Genomic DNA, 24,824 nt, shown 5'->3' with positions numbered 1-24,824 from the left:
ACTATTAACTGCTAACTGAAAATATGAATTCCGAACCAAAAAAATCTTTTATTCCCGATTCGGCGCTTTCAATTGCTGGTTTAACTGACTATATTCAACTTTTATTAGAAGAAGATTCTGTATTACGACAAGTTTGGGTGACTGGTGAAGTTTCTAGTGCCAACAACCATCGTGCGGGATTATTTTTTACTTTACGAGATACGGATGGTGATGCTTCGATTAAATGCATTATTTGGAAAAGTCAAATCCCGAAACTTGCTCAAATGCCTACCGTTGGCGAGCAAATAATAGTTTTAGGCAGCATTCGACTGTATCCGGCGCGGGGAGAATATCAACTCAGCGTGTGGCAAGCTATACCTGCGGGTGTGGGTTTGCAGGCTTTACGTTTCCAGCAATTAAAAAATCGTTTGACGGCGGAAGGTTTATTTGATGAAGAAAGAAAACAGCCGCTTCCCACTCATCCGCAAATTATCGCCGTTGTCACTTCTCCTACTGCTGCGGCTTGGGGTGACATCCAGAAAACACTTAAGAGTCGGTATCCAGGATTACAGGTTTTATTTTCCCCCGCTACCGTGCAGGGAGAGCAAGCGCCGAATTCTATAGTCAAAGCAATTCAAAGAGTCGAAAAAGATGGACGTGCGGAAGTCTTGATCTTAGGGCGCGGAGGAGGTGCGGTTGAAGAATTAGCGTGCTTTAACGATGAGCGGGTAGTGAGAGCGATCGCCGATTGTTCGATTCCCATAATTACTGGTATCGGACATCAACGCGATGAATCTTTAGCCGATTTAGCAGCAGACGCAAGCGTACATACTCCAACAGCAGCAGCAGAAATAGTAGTACCATCATTAGATGATTTGTATAATCAACATTGCGATCGCATTGCTGTTTTATCTGAAGTAGTTAATGATTCGGTGAAAACTGCCCAGAATAAAATACAAACATTGCGAAATCGTTTACAGCGATATCAATTAGACAAGCAAATCGAACAAGAAATGCAGGCTTTAGCTTGGAAACGCGAAAAACTCGTCCAGGCAATGAATTCAAAATCGCAACCAGCAAAACAGCATTTGGAATTATTACGACAAAAATTGATCACATTAAATCCCAAAGCAGTATTGCAACGCGGCTATGCAGTCGTAAGACAAGAGAATGGAATAATTGCCCGCGATGCTGACGATTTAGAAATAGGAGAAGAGTTATTAATCCAGTTGGGCAAAGGTGCGGCGAAGGTGAAAGTTATAGAAATTGAAGGGAATGGGGAATAGGTAATTGGTAATAGAAAAATGCCTTATCAAATAATAATTTAAAATATAAACAACCCACGGAGGTGGGTTTTGCTTGTGTAGCAGCGGTTTCAACCGCCAGGTACAATAATGCTAAAGATTAAAAGACAACCATGAGTAAAAATTGGAATTACGAAACCAAAGTCGCGGAAATAGAAACTATAATATCTCGCATCGAAGCCGGAGAATTGCAGCTAGAAGAAGTCTTTGAACAATTTGGCACTGCTGTAAAATCCCTACGCGAATGCGAAAGTTTTCTTATTCAGCGACAACAACAGGTAGATTTAATGATTGAAACTTTACAAGACAGTGAGGAGTGAGCAATTATCAATTATCAATTTTCATTGATAATTGTTCATTGATTTAATATTGTTTTGGCTGCTCGAATTTCTGCAACGGTGGTTGATTTTATGTCTAATCTTAAATATCTAAAAAAGTACTGGCAAGATAATTGAAGATAGCTTCGTTCAAATGATGCTCGACTATACCGTAAAAATGAAACCTTACCGTACCAGCATGAAAGTTGACTACGGCGAAAATCGTCTCTTAGAAGTAGAAGCAATTTTTGGTAATCGATTACGGAAAGCCCAAGAGAAAGGTGTTTGTTTACCGCAAATTGAGTGTCTGTATCAGCAACCTAAATTCCCAACGCTACACAAAAAATTACGTTTTCTATTTTTTATAGTCACCAAATTTGAAATAACCCTTACAAATAATTTATATATTCAATTTGCGGTTTTGAATATAATAAGACTTACGCAATCGCAACGATAAATTAAGCTTTCCACACGTTAAGATCCCCCCAACCCCCCTTTTTAAGGGGGGCTTTGCGTAAGTCCTATATAAATATAAAAATAATTAAGTATTGATAAACCGCTTCCCTCACCCCATCTAACTGAAAACTAATAACTAACTACTAACTACTAACTACTAACCACTAACCACTAACTACTAACAATTAATGTAAACTTTTTGATGGTAAAGCTTTAACCAGGGAGCTAATGAAGACGTGGCTAGATTTCTGTTCGTAACGGATTTAGATAACACTTTCGTCGGTGACGATGATGCTTTAAGAGAATTAGAGCAACTTCTAAGCAAACACCGTCAAGAATATGGCACTAAAATTGTGTATGCTACTGGGCGATCGCCAGTTTTATATGAGGAGCTTAAAAAGGAAAGAAATCTGATCGAACCAGATGCTTTGGTATTATCCGTAGGAACGGAAATTTATTTGGATAAAAAAGATACTCCAGATGCTGACTGGGCAAAAAAACTTTCTCAAGGATGGAACCGAGAGGTGGTATTATCTAAAACTGCTGATTTCTCCGAGTTACGTCCCCAACCAGACACGGAACAAGGTAAATTCAAGGTAAGCTTTTTCCTTGAAGAATCAGTTGCTACAGGGGTTTTACCGCAATTGGAATCTAATTTGTCCGCAAGCGGTTTAGATGTCAAATTGATCTACAGCAGTGGTATTGACCTTGACATTGTACCCAGTAACAGCGATAAAGGTCAGGCGATGCAATTTCTCCGCCAAAAGTGGGATTTTGTATCAGAAAGAACGGTAGCTTGCGGTGATTCGGGCAATGATATTGCTTTGTTTGCTGTTGGAGAAGAACGAGGTATCCTTGTGGGAAACGCTCGTCCGGAATTAATCCAGTGGCATAATAAAAATCCTGCTAACCACCGTTACCTGGCGAAAAATGTATGTGCAGGTGGAATTCTTGAAGGCTTAAAATATTTTGGTTTCTTATGATTAGTTATCTCAAAGGAATCGTTGCTGGTATCTCGAACAATAACGCCAATCGTCATACTTTGACTTTGGAAGTGAATGGCATTGGGTACGATTTACAAGTTCCCGCTAGATTGGCGCAGCAGTTACCGCAGTCGGGGGGTGAAGTTCAAGTCTTTACCCATTATCAAGTTCGCGAAGAGGTACCATTACTTTACGGCTTTAGTACCCCAGCAGAACGGGATTTATTTCGCTTTTTAATCAGTGTTAGCGGAATTGGTAGTGCTTCAGCTATTGCCTTGTTGGATACTTTGGAATTACCCGAGTTAGTCCAATCGATTATTGCTGCTAACGTTCAGTTATTAATTCAAGCTCCCGGCGTCGGTAAGAAAACCGCCGAGCGCATTTGCTTGGAATTGAAAAGCAAGTTAATTGATTGGCGTAAAAATGCCGGTTTCTTCGTGGCGACAGGTGGCCCCGCACCCGGAATTCTCGAAGAAGTGCAAATGACTTTACTAGCTTTGGGCTACACCGCTCACGAAGTTAGTTACGCTTTACACGTCGTCGGCGAAGACATTGGATTACCCAAAGATGCTTTTGTCGAAGATTGGATTAAACAGGCGATCGCCCATCTTAGCAGCGAATCGGTTAACAGTTAACAATTATCAATGAACAATGAACAATTACTGATGAACAATGAACAATGAATAATAATAACTAGTAACTGATAATTGATAATTGATAATTGATGACTGATGACTGTTACGCTTGGCTAGAGCAATCTTTGGCAACTATTCACCGCGCTGATTGGTACCGAGAGGTGCAGTCTATCGACGGTGGTAGTGGTGCGACGGTGATTTTGTCAGGACGCGAGGTGATTAATTTTGCCAGCAATGATTATCTCGGTTTGGCGGGGGATAAACGTTTAATTAAGGCTGCAACTACTGCTATTCAATATCAGGGTACTGGTAGTACTGGTTCCAGATTACTCAGCGGACATCGGGAATTACACGGAGAATTAGAAAGCGCGATCGCATCTCTCAAAAAAACGGAGGATGCTTTAGTATTCAGTTCGGGATATTTAGCAAATTTGGGTGCAATTACCGCCGTGGTTGGTAAACGCGATCTAATTTTATCCGATGAGTACAATCATTCGAGTTTGAAAAATGGGGCAATTCTCAGTGGTGCAGGGGTTATTGAGTATCCCCATTGCGATGTTGCAATTTTGAAAGATAAATTGCAAGAAGTTCGGAAAAATTATCGCCGTTGCTTGATAATTACCGATAGCGTTTTCAGCATGGATGGTGATTTGTGTCCATTACCGTCACTATTAGATATTGCTGAAGAATTTAACTGTATGTTGTTGGTAGATGAAGCCCACGCTACTGGAGTTTTGGGAGAAACTGGTGCTGGTTGCGTGGAATATTTTGGCTGTACGAATAGGCAGTTAATCCAAGTTGGTACTTTGAGTAAAGCTTTGGGTAGTTTGGGTGGTTACGTTGCCGGAAGCAAAAATTTAATTGACTTTTTACGAAATCGCGCTCCTACCTGGATTTATACTACCGCACTTTCACCCGCTGATACTGCTGCGGCTTTATCAGGAATTAATATAGTTAAAAAAGAACCCACTCGGCGCAGACAGTTGTGGGAAAATATAAATTATTTGAAAGACTTGATGTCTAATCTGCCAAATCTGCAAATATTACCATCAGAATCAGCTATTGTTTGTTTTCAACTAGAAAGTGCAGCAGAAGCCTTGAAAATCGGAAATTATCTCAAAGAATCGGGGATTTTCGCACCAGCAATTCGTCCCCCTACAGTTCCTACAAGTCGAATTCGCATTTCATTAATGGCTACTCATCAAGCAAGTCATATTGAAAAATTGGTAGAAGTGTTGCAGGATTTTAGTTGATTTATTTACATTTGGCACCATTCTCAGTTAGCCTCACAAACCGCCTCGGTTGGGAATTCCAAGGCTCAAACACAAAGTCTGATAAATCTTACATCTTGCACCATTTTCAACACCGCCTTGGAATAAATTCCCAGGCTCAAATACAAAGTCTGATAAATCAGACTGAGCAAGGCTTTTAGTACGTTTTAACGTACTTTGTATATTAGCCGCATCAATTGATTTCAAGGCGGGTATTCGGGCTTAACAACAATGGTGCAAGATGTAAGATAAATCAGACTGGGTATGGGTTTTAGTGCGTTTTAACGTACTTTGTCTATCAGCCTTGAAATTAATTTCAAGGCGGGAATTAGGGCTTAACGACAATGGTGCAAGATATTAGATAAATCTGACTTTCTATATAAGAAAGGGGAATTGATTCCAAGGCGGTTTTGATAATAGCAACGCACCATAAATCGAATTTCTACAGATATTTCTTCTAGAAACTGCATAATATCCCAACTCTGACACTAATAAATAAGTAAGGTTTAAAAAAAATATTAATAAGCTTACCCTGGCAAGAGAGGCTGTGATGAATGTACGTTGGCGAAAATTATTGGTAAAAACTTCTTCTTGGTTAGCAACCGAAATTATCCTTAACTTGGTTGGAATCGATGATTTAGCTGATTACAGCGAATTTATTTACGAAAATCCAAATTTTACTGCCAAGATAGGATGCGTTTCTGCTATGGCTCCTATGGTTTGAGAATCATAGTAATTTCATATTATGCTCTTTACAAAACAAGGAAAGGTATAGAAAAATGTTTGACAAATTAATTTTAAAATTTTCAAGAGACTTTGCAATTGCGAAGTCTCTAATTTTTTGAGCATAAATTTATAAGAAATTAAAATTAAACATCTGCATATCATTACTGCAATATAACCAAGAGTTTAAGCTCGCAATGACAAATGATATTTTTCCATATTTTAGATGCTCACAATTATTTAACAGTACACGGCAGATTCAATTTAATTAGAAAAAAGATTATAACCCTGCATACCGCTTAAACAACTAGACCAATTGATTAATAGAACATAAAGCAAAACAAAATAGCAATCAAGAAGAGATTAATAAAATATTTTGTATTGCTTAAATCTAAATTTATTGTCAAAATATCTGAGGAAGAGCATATGTATTTCTTAAATTTTTCACTACACTTTGATAGAGATAGAGGTTTAGACCAAGGTCGTTTATGTTTGCGTCATCTGGAACAAGGTACCGTAGAGATATGGAAAGCTACAGCTAGCACAAGTAAAAAGCAATATGCTGAAAGCTTTCACGAAAGAGGAGGTCTTATACCACCAGAGTATAGAGTACCAGGATTAAAATCTTGGAAAGTTCACACTAAGCCGATTGATTTGAATCACAAAGAAGGAATACAAGGAAACTTTTACAAAATAGATCCACACCAAATTACAACTGATAAAGGTGGTGTAAGAAGTGACTTTGGTATTCACAAAGATGCTAATGTACCTGGTTCTTTGGGTTGTATTGTCTTAACTGCTGACCGTTTTCAGGACTTTGAAAAAGAAATGTCTAAATTATCCACACAAGAAGTAAATTCTTTACCTCTCTTTGTTACCTATAGCTAGAAATGATTTTTTTAAAGGCAACTGTCCCTTTATCTACAAAACGTACCATTATTAGTACGTGATTAGTAGTAAAGCAAATATAGCGCTACGCGCAAGTCAAAAACGAAAAGTAAAAACTTAAAGAAAAGACAGTACCGTTGACTTTAAATGACTTTTGAATTTTGCACAGCAGTATTAGGGTGCAACTACATTTTAGCTTTTGTAGAGGTAAATAAAATTATGCCTTTAGAAAAGATATCTACACATTAATTTTCGCAACCAAATATTTTTTAAATTAATTAGGAAATTGCAAATGTCTGTCAAATTTATCGCTCCAAATAATTTTGCTAGCTTTCAACTTGGTAACTTAGTTACATTTACAGGTACTGCTGCTAATGAAATTTATAAAGTGGAATTGATAGCCGATGAAAAATATAAACTAGCAGAGCTAACTGTTTTAGAAGGCGATTGGTCACTAGATTATATCTTCAATCGAGCAGGTAAACGACGCATCATTGTGAATGGTTTTAATCAAGAGAACAAGCAATTAACCAGTGATGCTGTTGATATATTCTTAGTAGGTGAAACAGACAAGGAATTAGGAATTGATGTTTCCAATCACAACGGTAAATTAATAGATTGGCAAACCGTTAAAAGTAGCGATGTCTCCTTTGCTTTTGCAAAAGCCACTGAAGGTGGCACTTATGTAGATAAAGTGTTTGCTACTAACTGGAAACGAATGAAAGAAGCTGGTATGATTCGCGGTGCTTATCACTTCTTTCGTCCCTTGAAAGATGCAAAACAACAAGCAGAAAACTTTCTCGCACAAGTTGGAAATACAATGGAAATAGGTGATTTGCCACCAGTTCTAGATGTGGAACACTATCCAGATAAAGTCGCACGAGAGTGGCAACAACTGAGCGTAAATCAGCGTATTAAATGCGTGCGAGAGTGGTTGGAGATAGTAGAAAAAGCAAAAGGAGTTAAGCCAATCATCTATACCAGTCCTAGTTTTTGGCAAGAGTATATGAATAATTTACCTGTATTGACTCAGTATCCACTCTGGCTTGCTCATTACACCAAACAAAAACCCAGCGTACCAGCAAATAACTGGGGTGGTAATGGTTGGACTTTTTGGCAATACACCGAAAATGGCACTGTTGCAGGAATTTCAGGGAAAGTAGATAGAAATCGCTTTAATGGTTCGTTTGAAAATTTAGTAGCTTTTGTGAGAAATTCTATGGTTGCATAATTAAAGTAAACTCATCAACTTTGCATACCATATTCTAAAATTTTCAAATCCAAAATATTGAATTAATTTGATACAGATAAATAATCAGCACGGAAGCAATTTACACTCATCGATTGAGTTATATAGCCTCCGTCCTTTTGCTGTAAATTGAGTTTTTTTAGATTAGCATTTGGCATTATTTTTAATACCAATTGTGGTTGTAAAGTCCCAGCTAATAACTAAATAATAATGGTGGAAAAGTTGGTTTAAGCGTTGTTTTTCTTGGATTTGCGTAAGAATTTACCAGCGAAACCTATTGCGAATAAACTTGCTAGTGCGGTGCTTGGTTCTGGGATTGTGGTGGCGCTTTGAGAAGGGATAAGTTTAATATTTAGAATGTCCGGAAAATCGCCAAAACCGCCATCATTTTTTTTTGTTTCTTCATCAATAAATCGAATTGACTTGTTAATTGCTAATCCAAGCACACCTGCGCCATTTTTATTAAAATTGCCATTATTATCTTCTACTCCATATTCTCCATTATTACTACTCTCTATGATGTCTTTTATATTATTTACGAAATCTAAATCACTATCCGAAGAAGGTACTTCTATAGGTATAGGAGCAAATCTTATTCCTGTAGTTGGTGTATCAATATCACCTTGGTAGATTTGATATTGTATTGAGCCATTTTCTTGCTTTGCACTCAGATTAAATAGAAAATTTTCATCATTCTGACTAGGATTATTATCAAGTATGCCAATTTTTTCTGCTCGTTCTCCACCAACAAAAATTTCTGCTCCTAGTAGCAATGATTCTAGTTCCAATTCTAGTTCCAATGGTTTAACCGTATCATTTTTATTAATCTGAATAGTGTCAACTTTAATAGCATTCAGAAAAATACCAATATCATCATCATCCTTACTACTTTCATCCTCAAGTATTGGATCACCATTATCCATTTCAAAGAAAGCATCAAATCTCAATGCAGGTTGAACATTTGATTTATCATAACTAGCACCTCCGCCCCTTGCACTCGCAGACTCGCTAAAACCTCCTACAGCTAAAGTTGTAGCTAATGAAAAGGTTAATGTTGAAAGAGTGAATTTTTGTAAATTAATTCTCACTATTTGTTTCTCCTAAATTTTTACAGTGAATTTTTTACAGCAATATACTGTTTCGTAAAGCATGACGAAACTTCCCTGAGCGAATCAAGTATCGCAGAGGATGCAATATAGCTTTGTTTGAACGAAATTAATGTGCTTGCGAAGTGCTTTATCTTTACGGATTGATACTATCACGTACTAATCATCTATAGAAGTGTTTTCACTGAGGTTTACGTGTAATTTAAACATAATTTATCATTCTTTTACGTTAGATTGATAAACATAAATTTAGTTTAAGATGTTTTGCTGAATAACTATATTTGAGTTTAAATATTGTGTTAGGAGAGGTATCAGCTTGAGTGAAAAGACGTAGCGATCGGTAATTTGATTAAATTTGCATAATATTCTGTCTTGTTGAAGAGTTTTGTTTTAGTTCAAGTTGTCGGAAACCTAACCCCTAACCCCTTCCCTAGGAGGGAAGGGGGACTATGAAATCAAAGCCTCTCTCCTTGCAGGAGAGAGGTACTCTACGAGAAAACGCTTCGCGTTCATGGAGAGAGGTTCCGAATTTACTTCCACACTCAACCCACTATTTATAAAATCTCATAAAAATGATTATTCCCTGGCAATACAAACTTTTAAAATGTAATATATTTATCTTCTTAGCTCTGAGCAATGCAATACTATTTTTGGGTAATAAAGCTTTAGCTCAAATTACGGCTGATGATAGCCTTGGTGGTGAAAAATCGATAGTTTCACCTGTAAGCGGACAAGTTGATTTGATTGAAGGAGGGGCTGCGAGGGGAAGTAATCTTTTTCACAGTTTCCAGGAATTCAATATTGGTGAAGGAAGAGAAGCTAATTTTGCTAATCTCGCAGAAATCAAAAATATCTTCAGCCGAGTTACCGGAAGCAATGCTTCTGTTTTGTTGGGTAAATTAGGCGTTTCGGGTGATGCCAATTTATTTTTTATTAACCCCAATGGTATTTTCTTTGGAGAAAATGCGAGTCTAGATGTCAAAGGTTCTTTTGTCGCTAGTACTGCAAGTAGCATCAATTTTTCCGATAACAATTTATTTAGTGCTAGTAATCCCCAAGCACCACCACCTTTACTAACAGTTGATGTTCCCGCACCTGTTGGCTTGCAATTTGAAGGTGTACCGGGAAAGATAACAAATCGCTCGCTACTAATTAATCAAGATACTGGGGAACTTATTGGGCTTGGGGTACAGCCGGGAAAAACCTTAGCCTTGGTAGGTGGTGATGTAAATATAGAAGGTGGTTTCCTCAGAGCGGAAACTGGAAGAATTGAATTGGGAAGCATTGAGGGGAATAATACAGTTAGTTTGACTTCAAAGGATGAAGGAATTGTACTGGGTTATGCAGGAATTGAGAATTTCAGGGATATAAGTTTATCTCAAGCTGCATATGTTGATACTTCCGGTGGTAAAGGGGGAGACGTTCAAATTCAGGGAAGACAAATAACCCTTATAGAAGGTAGTCAGGTATATTTAAATTCTTTTGGTGAAGCAAAAGTTGGAGATTTAACTGTCAAAGCATCGGAATTAGTCAAATTGGATGGTACGGCAACAATTGATGGATTTCAATTTCCCAGTGGCTTTTTTGCAGAAGTTAACGATACAGGTAATGGTGGAACTATCTCCATTGCAACCAAGCGATTGATTGTTGAAAATGGGGGAAGTATTTCAACATCCACTTTTGGAGAAGGAAAGGGTGGAAATTTAATTGTTAAAGCGTCGGAATCAGTAGAAGCTTTAGGTACATCAGCCGATGCTCAGTTTCCTAGTACTTTGTTTGCTGATGTTTATAACATCGGTGATGGGGGAAATCTGATAATTGAGACACAACGACTAACGATCAAAGATGGGGCACAAATTAAAGCTTCAACTTTTGCTGAAGGTAGTGCAGGGAATTTAACTGTCAAAGCTTCCGAATCAATAGAATTAGAAGGTGTTGTAGCTGGAACGGATATTCCTAGTGGTTTGTTTGCTCAAGTTAACGAAGGAAGCTCAGGTAACGCCGGAAATTTAACTGTTGAAACTGCAAAACTAACTCTTCTTAATGGCGCACAAATCGCAAGTACTGCAAGAAATGCTTCCAAGGGTGGAGAATTAAATATAAATGCTACTAATTCTATTCTTGTAAGTGGAAGTGCGCCAAATGCAACTTTACTCAGTGGAAGAAGTGGGATTTTTGTTTCTGCGGAACCTTCTTACATAAATGATTCAGGAGAATTAGTTCCTACCACTGGAGATTCTGGAAATTTACTCATAAATACTGGTAAATTAACTGTTGAAGAAGGGGGAACAGTTATAGCAGATACTTTTGGTACGGGTAAAGCGGGTGAATTAACTTTGAATGTCAATGAGTTGGTTATCCGCAATGGGGGATTGGTGAGAACTGGTTCTTTGGTGGAAGAAAATGCTGTGAGTCAGGAAAGAGGAAGTGCTGGAATTTTACGGGTTAATGCTGCTGAGTCGGTACTGGTGAGCGGTAGCGGTACGGTTGGAGATTCGCTGGTTAACAGTACTTTGTTCACTGCTTCGGAGGGTACGGGAAATGCTGGACAAATCTTTGTAACGACGAAGAAAATGGATATCCAAGATGGTGGGGAAGTAACTGCTAGTTCTTCGGGGAATAATACAGGTGGGGAAATTGAACTTAATGTAAATTCGCTTACTCTCAATAACGGTAAAATATTCACCACAACCCGCAGCAATACGGGTGGCGATATCAATTTAAATATTCAAGATTTATTATTACTCCGCAATGAAAGTAAAATTTCCACCACCGCAGGAGACGAACAGTTTGGTGGTGACGGTGGTAATATCAACGTAAATTCTCCCGATGGTTTTATCGTCGCTTTTCCTAACGAAAACAGCGACATTACTGCGAATGCTTTTGCAGGTAATGGGGGAAATGTTGATATTACAGCCTTTGGAATATTTGGTATAGAATTTCGAGATGAGCCAACTTCACTCAGCGATATTACGGCAAGTTCGCAACTAGGTTTTGATGGTAACGTGAATATCGAAACCCCTGGAATTGAACCGAATCCGGAGACTGTGGAATTACCCGAAGATGCTCAATCGACAGAAGTTGCTCAAGGATGTCAAGTCTCTGGGGAAGCAGCGGTGGCATTTTTCAATATTGGGAGTGGTGGTTTACCATCTTCACCGGGGGATACTTTAACTAGTGAAAATGTAATTGCTGCTTGGATTCCTTTGGTTTTGGAAGAAACTCAGGTGGGTGAGAAGGTTTCTAGGGTAGCGAGGGGTGTGGAGAGGAAGGGAAGAGTTTTTGATTGTGGGAGTTGAGAAATAGGTTTTTCAACTAACATCTTGTACCATTATCAACACCGCCGAGGGTTGCAAACCCTCTTCTCATAGCAAAAGTCCTATAAATCTTACATCTTGCACCATTGTCGTCAAGCCCGAATTCCCGCCTTGAAATCAATTTCAAGGCTAATATACAAAGTACGTTAAAACGCACTAAAAGCCTTATTCAGTCGTCTTTAGACGACTTTGTATGTGAGCCTGGGAATTTATTCCAAGGCGGTTGTTGAGAATGGTGCAAGATTTCAGATAAATACGACTGGGTAGGTGTTTCAGTCTATTTAAGTAGTCTTAAGCTATTAGCCGCTTGATTTGCAATCCCAGACGATTTTGAACCAAGAAATCATGTGTAGAGACGTTGCAATGCTGCAATGCAAAGTCTCTTAATTTTTGGGAGAAATACAAAATAAAAATTTAATATCTATAATCCCATTGGCTTGTGCATCTTTAAATTAATTTTCAGAAAAAAATTATAAACCTGCATACTGCTTAATCAACCGAACCAATTGATTAATAACAGAGCAAATTAAACCTTCAACATTTCGTAAATCGCAGGATAAATTAAAATGAAAAACAATACACTTGCAGCATTATTTATATCTACAGCATTAGTTATTCCCGGATTTATTGCATCTAATTCAAACCCTGCTAATGCAGAGCCTACTCAGCAGCAAACTCAAGAAGTTTTGGAGACTCCGAACGAAATTGATAATTCCTCTGGAAATTCAGCAGTTAAAAACTCAATAATTGAAAGTTACATAGATACTCCCATTGGAAAGGCTGAAGTTAACGTTTCATTGCCAGAAAAAAGAAATATTTCAAATTTTCTAAATGAAGCTAACTGTTTAGTACAGAATAGTGGTTTAAATCCTCTAAGCGTGTTGCCTGTCTTAACTCCGCGTTTAAACTGTGCTGGAACTAATTACCGGGATAAACTTTAAACAGTGAAGATGTAATTGCTTCTTGGATTCCGTTGGTTTTGGAAGAGGAAAGCAAGGTGGATAAAAAAGTTTCTAGAATAGCAAAGAAAAAAGTAGTAATTTCCGACTGTATAAATTATTAATTCATCGCAAACGCAAAACCTGTGTAGAGACGTAGCACTGCTACGTCTCCTATTAATGTGAAATCACAACAATAATTTTTAATTTAATTTAATTTAATTTAATTTAATTTAATTTAATTTATTTTCACTTATTAATAATCTGCTCTACCAAAACATCAATATCACCGAATGCAAGGGGTTTAATTATTCCTGTAGCAAGTGTAAATTTAGTCGCGTAATCTCCATTTAATGGTTCTCGAAACACTATTAAATGTAATGTTTTGAGATTTACGACCCAATATTCTGCAATACCTGCTTCGGCGTAGATTTTGCTTTTTCTCTCCAAATCTTTCTCTAAACTGGAGTTAGAATACTCAATTACCCAAAAAATGTTTTCTACATAGGGGTGATGTTCTCGGTATTCCCTTCCTAAACGTTGAACAACGGCAATATCTGGTTCGGGTTCCGAATCGTTGGGTAAAGTAATTGGTTTAGCTTGACGAATTTTGGCACGTTTACCTAATAATTCGCTTAAATACTCACCAGCTTCATCGCTACAATAAGCATGAGGTTCTCCTTCCGGTGACATTTCAACAATTTCTCCTTTTAGTAGTTCAACTTTGCGCTCTTCTAAAATCCCAGCAGCTATCATCCGGTGATAGTCGTCAATTGTCCACTTTGTCGCGATAAAAGTCATACCGCTTTTTCTCCATGATGTTTGTATTTTCTCATGTTAAAGCATTTTTAATCGGGGGATTATCTTCAACATTAATCGGGCAACGAAAAGCTAAAGGAGAATATTAGTGATGCTAGCTTCACATATCAACAAAAATTAAAATAATATTTATTTTCATTAAAGTTACTAGACAAGCTCAGTGATATTGCTTAATATTACTCTTATAAATAAAAATTAAGATTTGAGTAAATCTATAATTAACTTGAATTTACTTTATCTAATTTAATAATTCTATATATGATAAATAATTAAAAATGAATAAATGTTTATCAAGCTGGTTGCTATTGTTACATTTAGGTTTAACAATAACCACCATTTTGAATGCTGATATTGTAAAGGCTCAAATCACTAATCCTGACTCCGAGCAATTACCACCCCAAGATATAATTCCTCCAACTCCCCAGCCCGTACCAATTCCCAACCCTAATCCATCACCACCTCCACCACCGGAAGATGTTTTACCTTCTCCTCTAACTCCTACTCCATTAAATACATTTCCTGGGATGGAAACTATTACCGTCACTGAATTTCAGTTTACGGGAAATACCGTTTTTTCATCTGAAGAATTAACTCGGCAAGTTTTAAGCAAGTTTATAAAAAAACAAAGCTTTTCATTACAAGAATTGCTGCAAATTGCTGCTGAGGTAGCGAGTTTTTATGCAGCAAAAGGTTACACCACTTCTGGAGCAATTATTTCCATTCCCGAAGCTACCCGCAATCAACAAAGGGGAATTGTCAATATTAAAGTTATTGAAGGTAAGTTAGAAGAAATTAATATTACAGGTTCCCGACGACTTAACCGCAGCTATGTTAAATCTCGTTTGGGAATCTCTGCCGATAAAGCTTTGAATGTCAATCGCTTACAGGAAAAATTACAGTTACTCAGCCTTAATCCTTTAATTAAACAGGTTTCCGCACAACTGAGCGCTGGTTCCCGTCCGGGTTTGAGCGTGTTAAATGTAGAATTTAAGGAAGCGAAATCTTTTAATACTACCGTTAGTTTAGATAACGGGCGATCGCCAAGTGTAGGAAGTTTTCAGAGACAGATTTTCGCTAGGGAAGGTAATGTTACGGGGTTGGGTGATGCTTTAAGTTTGGGTTACAGCAACACCGACGGTAGCAATAGTTTGGATGCGAGCTATACTTTACCGCTGAATTCTCAAAATGGAACTTTGCGTTTTAGCTTTAACACCACCGATAGCAACGTCATCGAACCACCTTTTGATGATATAAACGAAGATGGTCGTGGTTCTGATATTGAATCTCAATCTAGTTTTTATGAAATCTCCTTGCGTCAACCTTTGAGTCGTCGCATCAAAAACCGAACTTTTAGAGAATTGGCGGTTGGCGTAAGCACTTCTTTACGAGATAGCTCCACTTCTTTGTTAGATCAACCTTTTCCGCTTTCTCCCGGTGCTGATGATGAGGGAGATACTCGCGTGTTTGCGCTGCGATTTTTTCAAGATTGGACTCAGCAAAACGCTAAAGAAGTAATTGCATTTCGTTCTCAATTTAGCGTTGGGTTGGATGCTTTCGATTCAACCATTAACGAAAGGATTCCCGAAACTGGCGAATTCGTCCCCGATAGCCGGTTTTTTGCATGGCAAGGGCAAGGGCAATGGGTAAGAGTTTTAGCACAAGATACTTTATTGTTAGTTCGCGCTAATGCTCAACTGTCGGATAAAGGGCTTTTGTCGTCGGAACAGTTTAATATCGGTGGTTTGGGCAGCGTGCGCGGTTATCGTCAAAATCAGCTGCTTGCTGATAACGGGGTTTTTGCTTCTGCTGAGGTTCAGTTACCGATTCTTCGCACTGGTAAAAATAAGTCTGCACCAACAGGAATTTTACAGATAATTCCTTTTTTCGATATTGGTACCGCTTGGAATAATTCCGGTATAGAAAATCCTAGTACCAGTACTTTAGTGTCTTTGGGGATGGGGTTGCAGTGGCGCAACAACAACGATTTTATCGCCCGTTTGGACTGGGGTATTCCTTTAACTAACGTAGATTCGAGGGACAGAACATGGCAAGAAAATGGTTTGCTTTTCTCCTTACAGTGGAACGCTTTTTGAAACGGTTTCGCCTCCGCGCTCCTCTGCGCTTACCTTGGCGCTCCTCTGCGTTTAAAAAATATATATTACTCGTTTTCCACAAATTTACGGATGATAAAACCGCAGAGACACAGAGAGCGCTGAAGAAGAAGATGAAGAGAGTATGGGCAGTTTTATTTTTGATTGGTTTTCTGTTGGCGTTTGGAATCTCGCCGGTATTGTCGCAAGCTCCTACATCTATCGTTCAAATAGTAAGAGAAGGGAAAATTTATTACGATAAGGGGCAATATCAGCAAGCGATTGAGAAGCTACAGCAAGCGATTAATAATTTTGAGAAAACCGGAAATACACTGAATCAAGCTGTAACTTTAAGCAATATTTCCCTAGCTTACCAAGAACTTGGTGAATGGCAGGAAGCAGAAAAAACGATTAATCAAAGTTTGCAAATAATCGGTTTTGATAGTCAAAAGCCACAAATTACTGGAATTAATACCCAAAACTTAAAAATATTAGCGCCATCATTAGATATCTACGGCAAACTTTTGTTTAAGCGCTCTCAGCCGGATAATGCTTTGAATTATTGGCGATTAGCGGCTAAAATTTATCAACAATTAAACGATAATTCTGGATTAATTCAAAATCAAATCAATCAAGTGCAAGCATTGCAATCCTTGGGATTGTATCAGCAAGCAAAAGTTATCGTAGGGCAGATAGAGCAAAATGTTGAAACGTTACCAGCAGCTTTGAAAACACAAGCTTTGCTGAGTTTGGGAGATATTTTACGAGCTACCGGGGATTTGAAAGGTTCTCAAACAGCTTTGGAAGAAGCTTTAACTATAAATAAAGATAAACCCGCAATTGCTGCCAAAACCTGGCTGAGTCTGGGGAATACATTTTATGCAAGGGCAAATTTAGAGCGCGAAAGACGCGCCAGCCAAACTGGCGATCGCAATCAACAAACCCCAAAAATTGTTACTCCCTGGCAGTGTACTATAAATACCGTACCATCAGAAGCGATACCATTTTACGAACAAGCTGACAAAGCTTATCAAAAAGTAATAGATTTGCAATCTGATGAATTTTCGACAAAAGCCCAACTCAATCGATTTAGTTTGCTGACAGATACGGGAAAATTCACAACTGCACTGCAAGCTTCTAAAAATATTAACTTATCAAAATTATCTCCGAGTCGCACAAAAGTTTACGCTCAAATTAACTTAGCTCGCGAATTAGCTTGTTTAAATCAGCAGCCACAACTTACAAATCAAGTTACTTCATGGCAAGAAATTGATAATATCTTGAAAGATTCCGTACAAACTGCCGAAACTTTAGCAGATAAAAGAGCAAAATCTTATGCAATCGGGAATCGCGGTAGTTTATATGAATATTTAGCAATTAAAAATCAAATTGATTCGCAAAATAAGACTAACTCAAAAAACCAAAATCTTAAAACAGCCCAAAAGTTAACCTCAGAAGCTTTATTACTAGCTCAACCTTCACAGGCACCAAGTATAGCTTATCAGTGGCAATGGCAATTAGGAAGATTAGCGAATATTCAAGGAGATAAACCAAAAGCTGTTGCTAATTATCAAGCAGCAGTCAATACTTTAGAATTAGTCCGCGATGATTTACTCAGTATAAATTCAGATGTCCAATTTTCCTTCCGCGATAACGTCGAACCAGTTTATCGACAGTTAGTTAATTTACTTTTAACAAACACAGAAAATGGTTCATTACCTCAAAAGAATTTAACATCAGCGATTAACTTAATTGACTCCCTCCAACTAGCCGAATTAGAAAACTTTTTGCGCTGTAATCTTGCTTCTGTAGCTAGAAATCAACAAAATACTCAAATTGGAAAAAATGCAGCATTTATCTATCCAATTATTTTAGAAAATAGATTAGAAGTTGTTTACAAGCTACCCGGAGAGCAATTCAAATCTTTCAGCAATTCAGTTACCAGAAATGAAGTTGAAAAAACTGCTCAAAAATTACGCAAAGCCATAGCCAAACGAGACACCGAAACAGCAAATGAAAACTCTCAAACTGTATATCAATGGTTGATAAAACCCCTTGAAACAGAACTAGAAAAAAATCAAGCAGTAGAAACCTTAGTATTCGTTCTCGATACCGAACTGCGTAATATTCCAATGGCTGTTTTATACGACCAAAAAAACAAGGAATATTTGGTTGAAAAAAAATATGCTTTAAGCGTTTTACCAACTTCTCAACTGTTTAATTTGCGTCCTTCTTCTGAAAAACTTAAAATTTTAGCAGGTGGAATCAGTGAAGCATTGGAAGTAGAAAACCGGCAATTTGAAGCTATAAATGCTAAAGAAGAATTAAACCAAATTTCAGAATTAGCATCCACTCAAAGCTTGTTAAATCAACAATTCAATCAAAAAGCTTTACAGCAAAAACTAAAAAATGAAAACTTTTCCGTACTTCATTTAGCAACCCACGGAAACTTCAGTTCAGATCCAGAACAAACCTATATACTCGCTTACAATGAACTGTTGCGACCAAATGATATAAATAGATTATTAAGTGGTGAAAATCGACAAACATCAAATCGCATCGAGCTATTAGTTTTAAGCGCTTGTCAAACCGCTAGCGGTGACAACAGAGCCACATTAGGATTAGCAGGTTTAGCAGTAAGAGCAGGTGCCGATAGTACCTTAGCAACTTTGTGGAAAGTAAATGATGAATTTACGATTAAATTGATCGAGAGATTTTATCAGGAATTGAACGCCGGAGTTAGTAAAGCCGAAGCCTTACATCGAGCGCAGAAAGCATTAGTATTTGCAGGAAAATATCGTAACGAACCTTATGATTGGGGGGCTTATATTTTAGTTGGCAATTGGTTGTAAATAGGTAATGGGTAGTGGGTAATAGCTTGTAGGTTGGGTTAGGTTCACAATAAAATATGTTTTTAAACGAATAATTTGTATTTGAACCGTAACCCAACATTCTTTTTATCAATATTCTACGATTATTATCCATAATCATGATGTTGGGTTACGAAAATTCTCGTTACAAGTAAAATTTGGTAAACCTGTCTAACCCAACCGAATAACTTCATCCGTTAAAAACGTATTCTTATTGAAGAAGGCATTTTTATTGAAAAATTACTTTTCTTTGAAGTTCTTTTTGTTTCAGTTACTGTTCTTCCTGAACCACTTGTTGTTACCTCAGTTCTTGTTCCTTGAGTATTTATTGTTTTAGTAGTTCTTCCTGTAGAATTTGTCATTGTTGAAGTTCTTGTTTTTCCTGAAGTTCTTCGTGTTCCAAAACCTGGAGTTGTTAGCTGTATTCGATTTCTGGTTCTGGGTCTAGAAAATCGTCTGTAGCTTTGAGCGTTTGCTTCTGTAGGAATGATTAAGCAAGCAATTGCACCCAAAGTGGATAAAGCTAAAGAAATTTTCTTAGTAATCATGATGTTAGACCTAATTTGATTGAGTTTCCTTACAATTAGAGTGCGAGCAATGATTGTGAATCAGTTAACCTCGCTTTCTATTTATTAATTGGTCTAGCTGCACAAGCGGTATGCAGGTTTATAATTTTTTTCTTGCTGATTTTTCAATTTGATAAATTTTTTATAGAAATGAAAAAACCCGTTTCTTTCAAAAAACCGGGTTTCTCAATAGTATATAGAAGAAAATATCCTAACAAACCTTGTGATTGGAGTGTTTATATTTCTGTTGGAAATTTATTAGAAATATATTAGTTTAATAACCTCACCCTCGTTCCCTCTCCTTAATAAGGAGAGGGATGTCTGTAAAGACAGGGTGAGGTTTATTCCCTTGGTTCAACCAAAACAGTTTCAGCAAAGCCATTTTTATCTAAATTATCCCACTTCAGCGACTTAGATAAATCATTCCAATCTGCTTTTAATTTGCTATTATTGGGATTAGCAAAATAGTTTTCAGCTAATAAATGAATACCGTCATACCAAATATTATTTTGAATATAACTTTGATATTTCTGCGATTTTAACTGAGATGTCATCGGGACTCGTCTGATCCATCCCATTAAATTTTGGTCTGGTTCGTCGGTTTTATTTCCTACGCAATATAAAATTAAATTCCAACGATAATCTTTATTTGCTTTCAATGCATATTTTGCCTGTTGAGGAATTGATACCTTAACTATTCCTGCCTTCCCAGTTAACTTGATAGCAGTACGGTATACCGTTTTCATTTCTGCTGGATCTTTTAAAGCAAATTCAATGTTACGAATTTGATTAGAAGCATAGGGAACGTTAAATAATAAATTTGGATATTCAGAAACAGTAAAATCTTTACCGTTATTAGCAACTAAAGCCCGTAAAGGTAACTTCGTTTGCGGGCAATTTTTCTGGGGACGAGAACCTCCTGGTGTGGAAGTTCCTGTAGGAGTACCAGTATCCGGCGCTGCGGGAAAATCGTCTTCTTGAGTATTACTTTGTGCTGTAACTAAATTGGGATAAATTATTAAGCTACTAAATCCTAAAGTTATCGCCAGGAATAGTTTGAATTTATGCTTTAAAATCTTCATATGACTTAATTTTAGTTAACTAGAATTATTTATTTTATTTAGTCGTATTGTATCATTTATGATATATATCTACTTAGGTAGCGATATAGTTAGTTTAAAAAATATAGAAAAAAATACAGATATTTACATAGTGTAATATTTATTGTATTAACGATTTGTTTTACCCAAAACTGTGTAGAGCGGGTCATGGGGGGACTTTCTCCCCAACAGTAATGAAAGAAACTTTCAAAGCGCGGTATTCTAGAAAGGCACTCAGACAGCTAAAACCGAATCGTCAATGGTGAGTTTATAACCCGTTGTAGAGCCTGGTTCTGGACAATTTACGAACAGAACATTGGTGAAGGAGCATGTTATATGCGTACTATCCCGTTTAGAAGAATCATATATTATTCGTAGTCCAGGTCACGAGTGCATTTTACTCTTGAAGAATCACAGGGTGAATTAAGATGCCAAAACGACAAAACCAAAACAAGCAATCATCTTTTACCAAAAAATCCCAGTCTAAAAATGTTAAAGAATTTGAACTAATCAACCCAAATCCAGCAGGGATTGATATCGGAGCATCGGAACATTGGGTAAGCGTCCCAGCAGAGCGAGATTGTGAAAATGTACGTCGTTTTGGCTGCTTCACACCTGATTTAAATCAAATAGCCGATTGGCTAAAACAATGTGGAGTTACCACTGTGGCAATGGAATCAACCGGAGTTTATTGGATTCCATTATTTCAAATTTTAGAAGAAAACGGTTTTGAAGTTAGATTGGTAAATGCCCACTATATCAAAACAGTTCCAGGACGAAAAAGTGATGTACTTGATTGTCAATGGATACAAAAATTACACAGCTATGGGTTGTTGTCGGGTTCTTTTAGACCGGATGACGAAATTTGCGTACTACGAAGTTACATTCGACAAAGAGATAATTTAATCCGTAGTAGTAGCGTACACGTACTAAGAATGCAAAAAGCTCTCTCGCAGATGAACTTACAGTTACATCAAGTTTTGAGCGATATTACTGGAGTTACGGGATTAAAAATACTACGTGCAATCATGAATGGGGAACGTGACCCAAAAATATTAGCGACAATGCGAGATTGTCGTGTCAAAAGTAGTGTAGCTGAGATTGAGAAAGCCTTGAGTGGTGATTATCGTGCTGAGCATATATTTGTACTTCAACAAGAATTGTATCTGTATGAAATTTATCGAACTCAAATTCAACAGTGCGATATCCAGATTGAAGAATATTTAGCTTCCTTAGAAGATAAAAGCCAACATACAAAACCTTTACCACCTCAAAATCGGGCTAAGAAGCCTAAAGGTAACGCACCAAAATTTGATTTGCGTTCTCATCTTTACCGGATTACTGGTGTCGATTTTACCAGCATTGATGGAATGGGTGTTTTAACTGTTCAAACCCTGATATCTGAAGTTGGACTTGATCCATCACGCTTTCCAACAGCAAAGCATTTTGCTTCCTGGCTTGGTTTATGTCCTGGTAGTCGTATTAGTGGTGGTAAAGTTCTTAGTTCTAAAACCCGTACAGTTGTGAATCGCGCTGCTACTGCTTTACGGGTTGCCGCTCAATCTGTTGCTTCCTCCAAATCTGCCATTGGTGCTTTCTATCGTCGAAAAAAAGCCCAACTTGGTGCGCCAAAAGCAATTACTGCCACTGCTCACAAACTCGCTCGTATTTTTTACCATTTATGGAAATATGGCGAATCTTATGTTGATCCTGGTGCTGATTATTATCAGCAAAAATACAAAGAACGAGCTGTTCGTAATTTGAAAAAAACAGCCAAATCACTTGGCTTAGATGTTGTCGAACAGCCCACTGTACAAGAAGTTTCTTAGAAGACGTAGCAGTGCTACGTCTCCTAGAAATAACAATGAAAACCAATCCATCAAAATCAATTCAGTAGGCTATTTGAATGACTTAGACAAAAGTAAAATCTTGGTGAAGGTTAACATGAGTAGTATCTTCAACAACAGCAATCAAATCTCCGTTACTTTTGATTAAAGTGTCTAACGAGTGACCACCCGACAAATTTTCAAAACTTAAGTCGTAATGGCTACTGCTACCATAGACCTGAATTGTATCACCTTCATGACTGTCAAAGTCAGTGATAGTAGCATGACCATTACCTAAATAGTAAGTATTATAGCTGGAAAAGTCTTTCGACCCTAAAACAAAAAGGTCAGATCCATCACCACCAGTCAGAATATCGGATTCATGACTTCTCGAAGTATTTCCAAAAGCACCATAGCCATCCAAAGTATCGTTACCAGAACCACCAACCAACTTATCGTTTCCGAAATCACCAAGAATATTGTCATGGCCGTGTCCACCGTAGAGAGAATCATTTCCCCAACCACCATTTAGATAATCATTGCCTTTATCACCTTCAAGTTTATCGTTGCCATAACCACCATATACGTAGTCATCACCTTTATCACCATCAAGTTTATCGTTGCCATAACCACCGTATAGATAGTCATCACCTTCATCACCTTCAAGTTTATCGTTGCCATAACCACCAAAAAGATAGTCATCACCACCCCGGCCGTAAAGTTTATCGTCCCCCTCACCACCATTTAAAGTATTATTACCGCGATCGCCTTTAAGCTTGTCGTTTCCAGAACCCCCTGTTAAGTTTTCAATATTTTTCAGAGTTTCTTCGTAGTGTGAATCAGAAAAACTGACGACACCTTTTTCTAAATCCCCATGAATATCTTCGGTATGGTAGTAATAAGAAACATGATCCGAACCATGTCCACCATCGTAATAATCTTTTCCACTATTACCTATAAGATAGTCATTACCATCTCCACCGTAAAGTTTATCCTTTCCATCACCACCATATAGATAGTCATTTCCATCACCACCATATAGCTCGTCATTACCACCTTGACCATATAAAAAGTCGTGTCCATGCTCTCCAAATAACTTATCATCACCATAACCACCATAGATAGAGTCGTTACCACCTCGACCATAAACTACATATTTATGATGTTGTCCTGTATAGTTTAAGTTATCGTTACCGTGAGTTCCGTGTACAGTTTTGAAGTTAGACATGATATTGTTTCCTAATGCAAATTTTGTTATCTATTAAGCAGTTGGTCTAGTTGTAGAAGCGGTATGCAGGGGTAGAATATTTTTTTAAATTTCTTTTTGCGATCGCGCTGACTAATTACTAAAGCCTTGTATTAAGCAGTTGGTCTAGCTGTAGAAGTCGTATGCAGGGGTAGGAATTTTTTTTATAAATTATTTGAAAATTAGCCGAGCAAAAAAGTAGAGACGCTATATATAGCGTCTCTACAACTACTATGAAAATAAACCAGTTAAAATCTAACTTTCCCGATTACGTTCTTCTAATTAAGTCCTTATTCTCTCTTCCTTGATGAACTTTTAATTATTCCAATTTATTTATTCAAACTTGTGAGAAAATCATCGCAATCTGTAACGTACATAAAACTGATGCCAATTTGGTAGTGGAACAGATTTATCTACTGTTTTCGTTGTTGAGCAGACACTCCACGTCCAACCTCCAAAAGGTAAACGCTGCTTGCATTTATAAGTGTGTGGTTCACTGTAAACTACACGTTTCCACCGTTTGTAAGTTACAAATCCTGCTTGAAGTTGCAATTGATCGTTTTGAACAATTCGCTTTGATTTCAATGATTGGAGGACAATGCTTTTCAACCTACTGGTTGTTAATTGAGTCGAATTACGAGCAAGCTTTTGTAAGTTTTGCTCTAATTTGTAATCAAACCATTTCATGAATGGTCCCGGACTTTCCGATGCAACAGAAGTTGCGATCGCACCTGTTCCTTCTACCCAATCACCTTCAGTAAAGTTGTGTCCCCAAACAACATCCCAACCGTTTTGTTGTAAATTACTGCGTACTTGACTGCGGTTAGTGGATTCTGCTGCTGCTTGGGCTTGTACAACTTGAATTCCTTTATCTCCTAACTTGATATCTGTAGTCATCGCAAATGATGCACAAGTAAGGGTAGAAAGTGATGCTAAAGCCAAGCCTAATAATTTAGAGTTTTTCATTTTTTTGATAGTCTTTAATTATCTTCTATTAAGCAATTGGTTTAGCTGTAGAAGCTGTATGCAGGAGTAGAATATTTTTAGAGAAATTTTTTGAAAAAAATCTAGAGATGGCATACTGCAACGTCTCCGAACATCTAAAACATATAAGTAAGTTAGCCAAAATAAAACTAACTAT

Annotated in this window: 20 protein-coding genes and 1 pseudogene; 14 read left to right on the top strand and 7 right to left on the bottom strand. The window is 37.5% G+C overall.

Going from position 1 to position 24,824, the window contains the following annotated elements:
- Positions 1-23 precede the first annotated feature (23 nt).
- From xseA to bioF, 6 genes and pseudogenes are all read left to right on the top strand, one after another.
- Entirely contained in the window at positions 24-1,265 is a 1,242-nt protein-coding gene (xseA, locus tag ACM03V_RS14425) for an exodeoxyribonuclease VII large subunit (protein WP_414621484.1), read from the top strand.
- A 131-nt stretch (positions 1,266-1,396) separates the two neighbouring features.
- A complete protein-coding gene (xseB, locus tag ACM03V_RS14420) occupies positions 1,397-1,603 on the top strand; it encodes an exodeoxyribonuclease VII small subunit (protein ID WP_414621483.1) in 207 nt (68 codons plus the stop codon).
- Between the two features lie 112 nt (positions 1,604-1,715).
- Positions 1,716-2,057, top strand: a pseudogene (locus ACM03V_RS14415) (ketopantoate reductase C-terminal domain-containing protein); the annotation flags it as partial.
- A 235-nt stretch (positions 2,058-2,292) separates the two neighbouring features.
- Complete coding sequence (locus ACM03V_RS14410; RefSeq protein ID WP_414621482.1) at positions 2,293-3,039, top strand: sucrose-phosphate phosphatase; 747 nt, start codon at positions 2,293-2,295, stop codon at positions 3,037-3,039.
- A complete protein-coding gene (gene ruvA / locus ACM03V_RS14405) occupies positions 3,036-3,674 on the top strand; it encodes a Holliday junction branch migration protein RuvA (protein ID WP_414621481.1) in 639 nt (212 codons plus the stop codon). The genes ACM03V_RS14410 and ruvA overlap by 4 nt, the downstream gene beginning before the upstream one ends.
- An 89-nt stretch (positions 3,675-3,763) precedes the next feature.
- Positions 3,764-4,927: an 8-amino-7-oxononanoate synthase gene (gene bioF, locus ACM03V_RS14400; RefSeq protein ID WP_414621480.1), complete on the top strand. Its 1,164-nt coding sequence runs from the start codon at positions 3,764-3,766 to the stop codon at positions 4,925-4,927.
- Between the two features lie 33 nt (positions 4,928-4,960).
- Here the strand turns inward: bioF and ACM03V_RS14395 are convergent, their stop codons facing one another.
- A complete protein-coding gene (locus tag ACM03V_RS14395; RefSeq protein ID WP_414621479.1) occupies positions 4,961-5,152 on the bottom strand; it encodes a hypothetical protein in 192 nt (63 codons plus the stop codon).
- 340 nt (positions 5,153-5,492) lie between these two features.
- On the opposite strand from ACM03V_RS14395, the gene ACM03V_RS14390 reads away from it, so the two are divergent.
- The 3 genes from ACM03V_RS14390 to ACM03V_RS14380 all read left to right on the top strand — a co-directional run bounded on the left by ACM03V_RS14390 (position 5,493) and on the right by ACM03V_RS14380 (position 7,787).
- Complete coding sequence (locus tag ACM03V_RS14390; RefSeq protein ID WP_414621519.1) at positions 5,493-5,669, top strand: hypothetical protein; 177 nt, start codon at positions 5,493-5,495, stop codon at positions 5,667-5,669.
- A 425-nt stretch (positions 5,670-6,094) separates the two neighbouring features.
- Complete coding sequence (locus ACM03V_RS14385; RefSeq protein ID WP_414621478.1) at positions 6,095-6,556, top strand: hypothetical protein; 462 nt, start codon at positions 6,095-6,097, stop codon at positions 6,554-6,556.
- 292 nt (positions 6,557-6,848) lie between these two features.
- Positions 6,849-7,787 carry a glycoside hydrolase family 25 protein gene (locus tag ACM03V_RS14380; protein ID WP_414621477.1) on the top strand — a complete coding sequence of 313 codons (939 nt, stop codon included), beginning with the start codon at positions 6,849-6,851 and terminating at the stop codon, positions 7,785-7,787.
- Positions 7,788-8,032: 245 nt separating this feature from the next.
- On the opposite strand, the gene ACM03V_RS14375 is transcribed toward ACM03V_RS14380, so the two are convergent.
- The gene (locus ACM03V_RS14375; protein ID WP_414621476.1) at positions 8,033-8,893 is read right to left on the bottom strand and encodes a hypothetical protein; all 861 of its coding nucleotides are present in this window, start codon (positions 8,891-8,893) and stop codon (positions 8,033-8,035) included.
- Between the two features lie 668 nt (positions 8,894-9,561).
- On the opposite strand from ACM03V_RS14375, the gene ACM03V_RS14370 reads away from it, so the two are divergent.
- Together ACM03V_RS14370 and ACM03V_RS14365 are read left to right on the top strand one after the other, a co-directional pair.
- Positions 9,562-12,210 carry a filamentous hemagglutinin N-terminal domain-containing protein gene (locus ACM03V_RS14370; RefSeq protein ID WP_414621475.1) on the top strand — a complete coding sequence of 883 codons (2,649 nt, stop codon included), beginning with the start codon at positions 9,562-9,564 and terminating at the stop codon, positions 12,208-12,210.
- Between the two features lie 584 nt (positions 12,211-12,794).
- Positions 12,795-13,169 carry a hypothetical protein gene (locus tag ACM03V_RS14365; RefSeq protein ID WP_414621474.1) on the top strand — a complete coding sequence of 125 codons (375 nt, stop codon included), beginning with the start codon at positions 12,795-12,797 and terminating at the stop codon, positions 13,167-13,169.
- Positions 13,170-13,415: 246 nt separating this feature from the next.
- On the opposite strand, the gene ACM03V_RS14360 is transcribed toward ACM03V_RS14365, so the two are convergent.
- Positions 13,416-13,967 carry a Uma2 family endonuclease gene (locus ACM03V_RS14360; protein ID WP_414621473.1) on the bottom strand — a complete coding sequence of 184 codons (552 nt, stop codon included), beginning with the start codon at positions 13,965-13,967 and terminating at the stop codon, positions 13,416-13,418.
- A 293-nt stretch (positions 13,968-14,260) separates the two neighbouring features.
- Between ACM03V_RS14360 and ACM03V_RS14355 the strand changes: the two genes are divergently transcribed.
- Together ACM03V_RS14355 and ACM03V_RS14350 are read left to right on the top strand one after the other, a co-directional pair.
- Positions 14,261-16,078, top strand: a complete 1,818-nt coding sequence (locus ACM03V_RS14355; RefSeq protein WP_414621472.1) for a ShlB/FhaC/HecB family hemolysin secretion/activation protein — start codon at positions 14,261-14,263, stop codon at positions 16,076-16,078.
- The gene (locus tag ACM03V_RS14350; protein WP_414621471.1) at positions 16,030-18,927 is read left to right on the top strand and encodes a CHAT domain-containing protein; all 2,898 of its coding nucleotides are present in this window, start codon (positions 16,030-16,032) and stop codon (positions 18,925-18,927) included. The genes ACM03V_RS14355 and ACM03V_RS14350 overlap by 49 nt, the downstream gene beginning before the upstream one ends.
- A 215-nt stretch (positions 18,928-19,142) precedes the next feature.
- On the opposite strand, the gene ACM03V_RS14345 is transcribed toward ACM03V_RS14350, so the two are convergent.
- Together ACM03V_RS14345 and ACM03V_RS14340 are read right to left on the bottom strand one after the other, a co-directional pair.
- Entirely contained in the window at positions 19,143-19,493 is a 351-nt protein-coding gene (locus tag ACM03V_RS14345; protein WP_414621470.1) for a hypothetical protein, read from the bottom strand.
- A 359-nt stretch (positions 19,494-19,852) separates the two neighbouring features.
- Positions 19,853-20,593, bottom strand: coding sequence for a DUF928 domain-containing protein (locus ACM03V_RS14340; RefSeq protein WP_414621469.1), 741 nt, complete (start codon positions 20,591-20,593; stop codon positions 19,853-19,855).
- Positions 20,594-21,039: 446 nt separating this feature from the next.
- Here ACM03V_RS14340 and ACM03V_RS14335 point away from each other — a divergent pair, with 446 nt between their 5' ends.
- A complete protein-coding gene (locus tag ACM03V_RS14335) occupies positions 21,040-22,440 on the top strand; it encodes an IS110 family transposase (RefSeq protein WP_414621468.1) in 1,401 nt (466 codons plus the stop codon).
- A gap of 82 nt (positions 22,441-22,522) precedes the next feature.
- Here ACM03V_RS14335 and ACM03V_RS14330 read toward each other — a convergent pair whose 3' ends face one another.
- Together ACM03V_RS14330 and ACM03V_RS14325 are read right to left on the bottom strand one after the other, a co-directional pair.
- Positions 22,523-23,665: a calcium-binding protein gene (locus ACM03V_RS14330; RefSeq protein WP_414621467.1), complete on the bottom strand. Its 1,143-nt coding sequence runs from the start codon at positions 23,663-23,665 to the stop codon at positions 22,523-22,525.
- A 372-nt stretch (positions 23,666-24,037) separates the two neighbouring features.
- Positions 24,038-24,649 (bottom strand): hypothetical protein, encoded by a 612-nt coding sequence (locus ACM03V_RS14325; protein WP_414621466.1) that lies wholly within the window; start codon positions 24,647-24,649, stop codon positions 24,038-24,040.
- Between the last annotated feature and the right edge of the window lie 175 nt (positions 24,650-24,824).

The organism is Calothrix sp. CCY 0018, assembly GCF_963920925.1.
GTDB lineage: Bacteria > Cyanobacteriota > Cyanobacteriia > Cyanobacteriales > Nostocaceae > Rivularia.
Note: the sequence above shows the minus strand (reverse complement) of the source record. Positions and strands in the feature narration are given on the sequence as shown.

Bases quoted from the DNA above. Each gene is read 5' to 3' on its own strand.
- xseA (WP_414621484.1), top strand. From the start codon at position 24: ATGAATTCCGAACCAAAAAAATCTTTTATTCCCGATTCGGCGCTTTCA.
- xseB (WP_414621483.1), top strand. From the start codon at position 1,397: ATGAGTAAAAATTGGAATTACGAAACCAAAGTCGCGGAAATAGAAACT.
- ruvA (WP_414621481.1), top strand. From the start codon at position 3,036: ATGATTAGTTATCTCAAAGGAATCGTTGCTGGTATCTCGAACAATAAC.
- bioF (WP_414621480.1), top strand. From the start codon at position 3,764: ATGACTGATGACTGTTACGCTTGGCTAGAGCAATCTTTGGCAACTATT.
- ACM03V_RS14385 (WP_414621478.1), top strand. From the start codon at position 6,095: ATGTATTTCTTAAATTTTTCACTACACTTTGATAGAGATAGAGGTTTA.
- ACM03V_RS14380 (WP_414621477.1), top strand. From the start codon at position 6,849: ATGTCTGTCAAATTTATCGCTCCAAATAATTTTGCTAGCTTTCAACTT.
- ACM03V_RS14365 (WP_414621474.1), top strand. From the start codon at position 12,795: ATGAAAAACAATACACTTGCAGCATTATTTATATCTACAGCATTAGTT.
- ACM03V_RS14360 (WP_414621473.1), bottom strand. From the start codon at position 13,967: ATGACTTTTATCGCGACAAAGTGGACAATTGACGACTATCACCGGATG.
- ACM03V_RS14355 (WP_414621472.1), top strand. From the start codon at position 14,261: ATGAATAAATGTTTATCAAGCTGGTTGCTATTGTTACATTTAGGTTTA.
- ACM03V_RS14350 (WP_414621471.1), top strand. From the start codon at position 16,030: ATGGCAAGAAAATGGTTTGCTTTTCTCCTTACAGTGGAACGCTTTTTG.
- ACM03V_RS14345 (WP_414621470.1), bottom strand. From the start codon at position 19,493: ATGATTACTAAGAAAATTTCTTTAGCTTTATCCACTTTGGGTGCAATT.
- ACM03V_RS14340 (WP_414621469.1), bottom strand. From the start codon at position 20,593: ATGAAGATTTTAAAGCATAAATTCAAACTATTCCTGGCGATAACTTTA.
- ACM03V_RS14335 (WP_414621468.1), top strand. From the start codon at position 21,040: ATGCCAAAACGACAAAACCAAAACAAGCAATCATCTTTTACCAAAAAA.
- ACM03V_RS14330 (WP_414621467.1), bottom strand. From the start codon at position 23,665: ATGTCTAACTTCAAAACTGTACACGGAACTCACGGTAACGATAACTTA.
- ACM03V_RS14325 (WP_414621466.1), bottom strand. From the start codon at position 24,649: ATGAAAAACTCTAAATTATTAGGCTTGGCTTTAGCATCACTTTCTACC.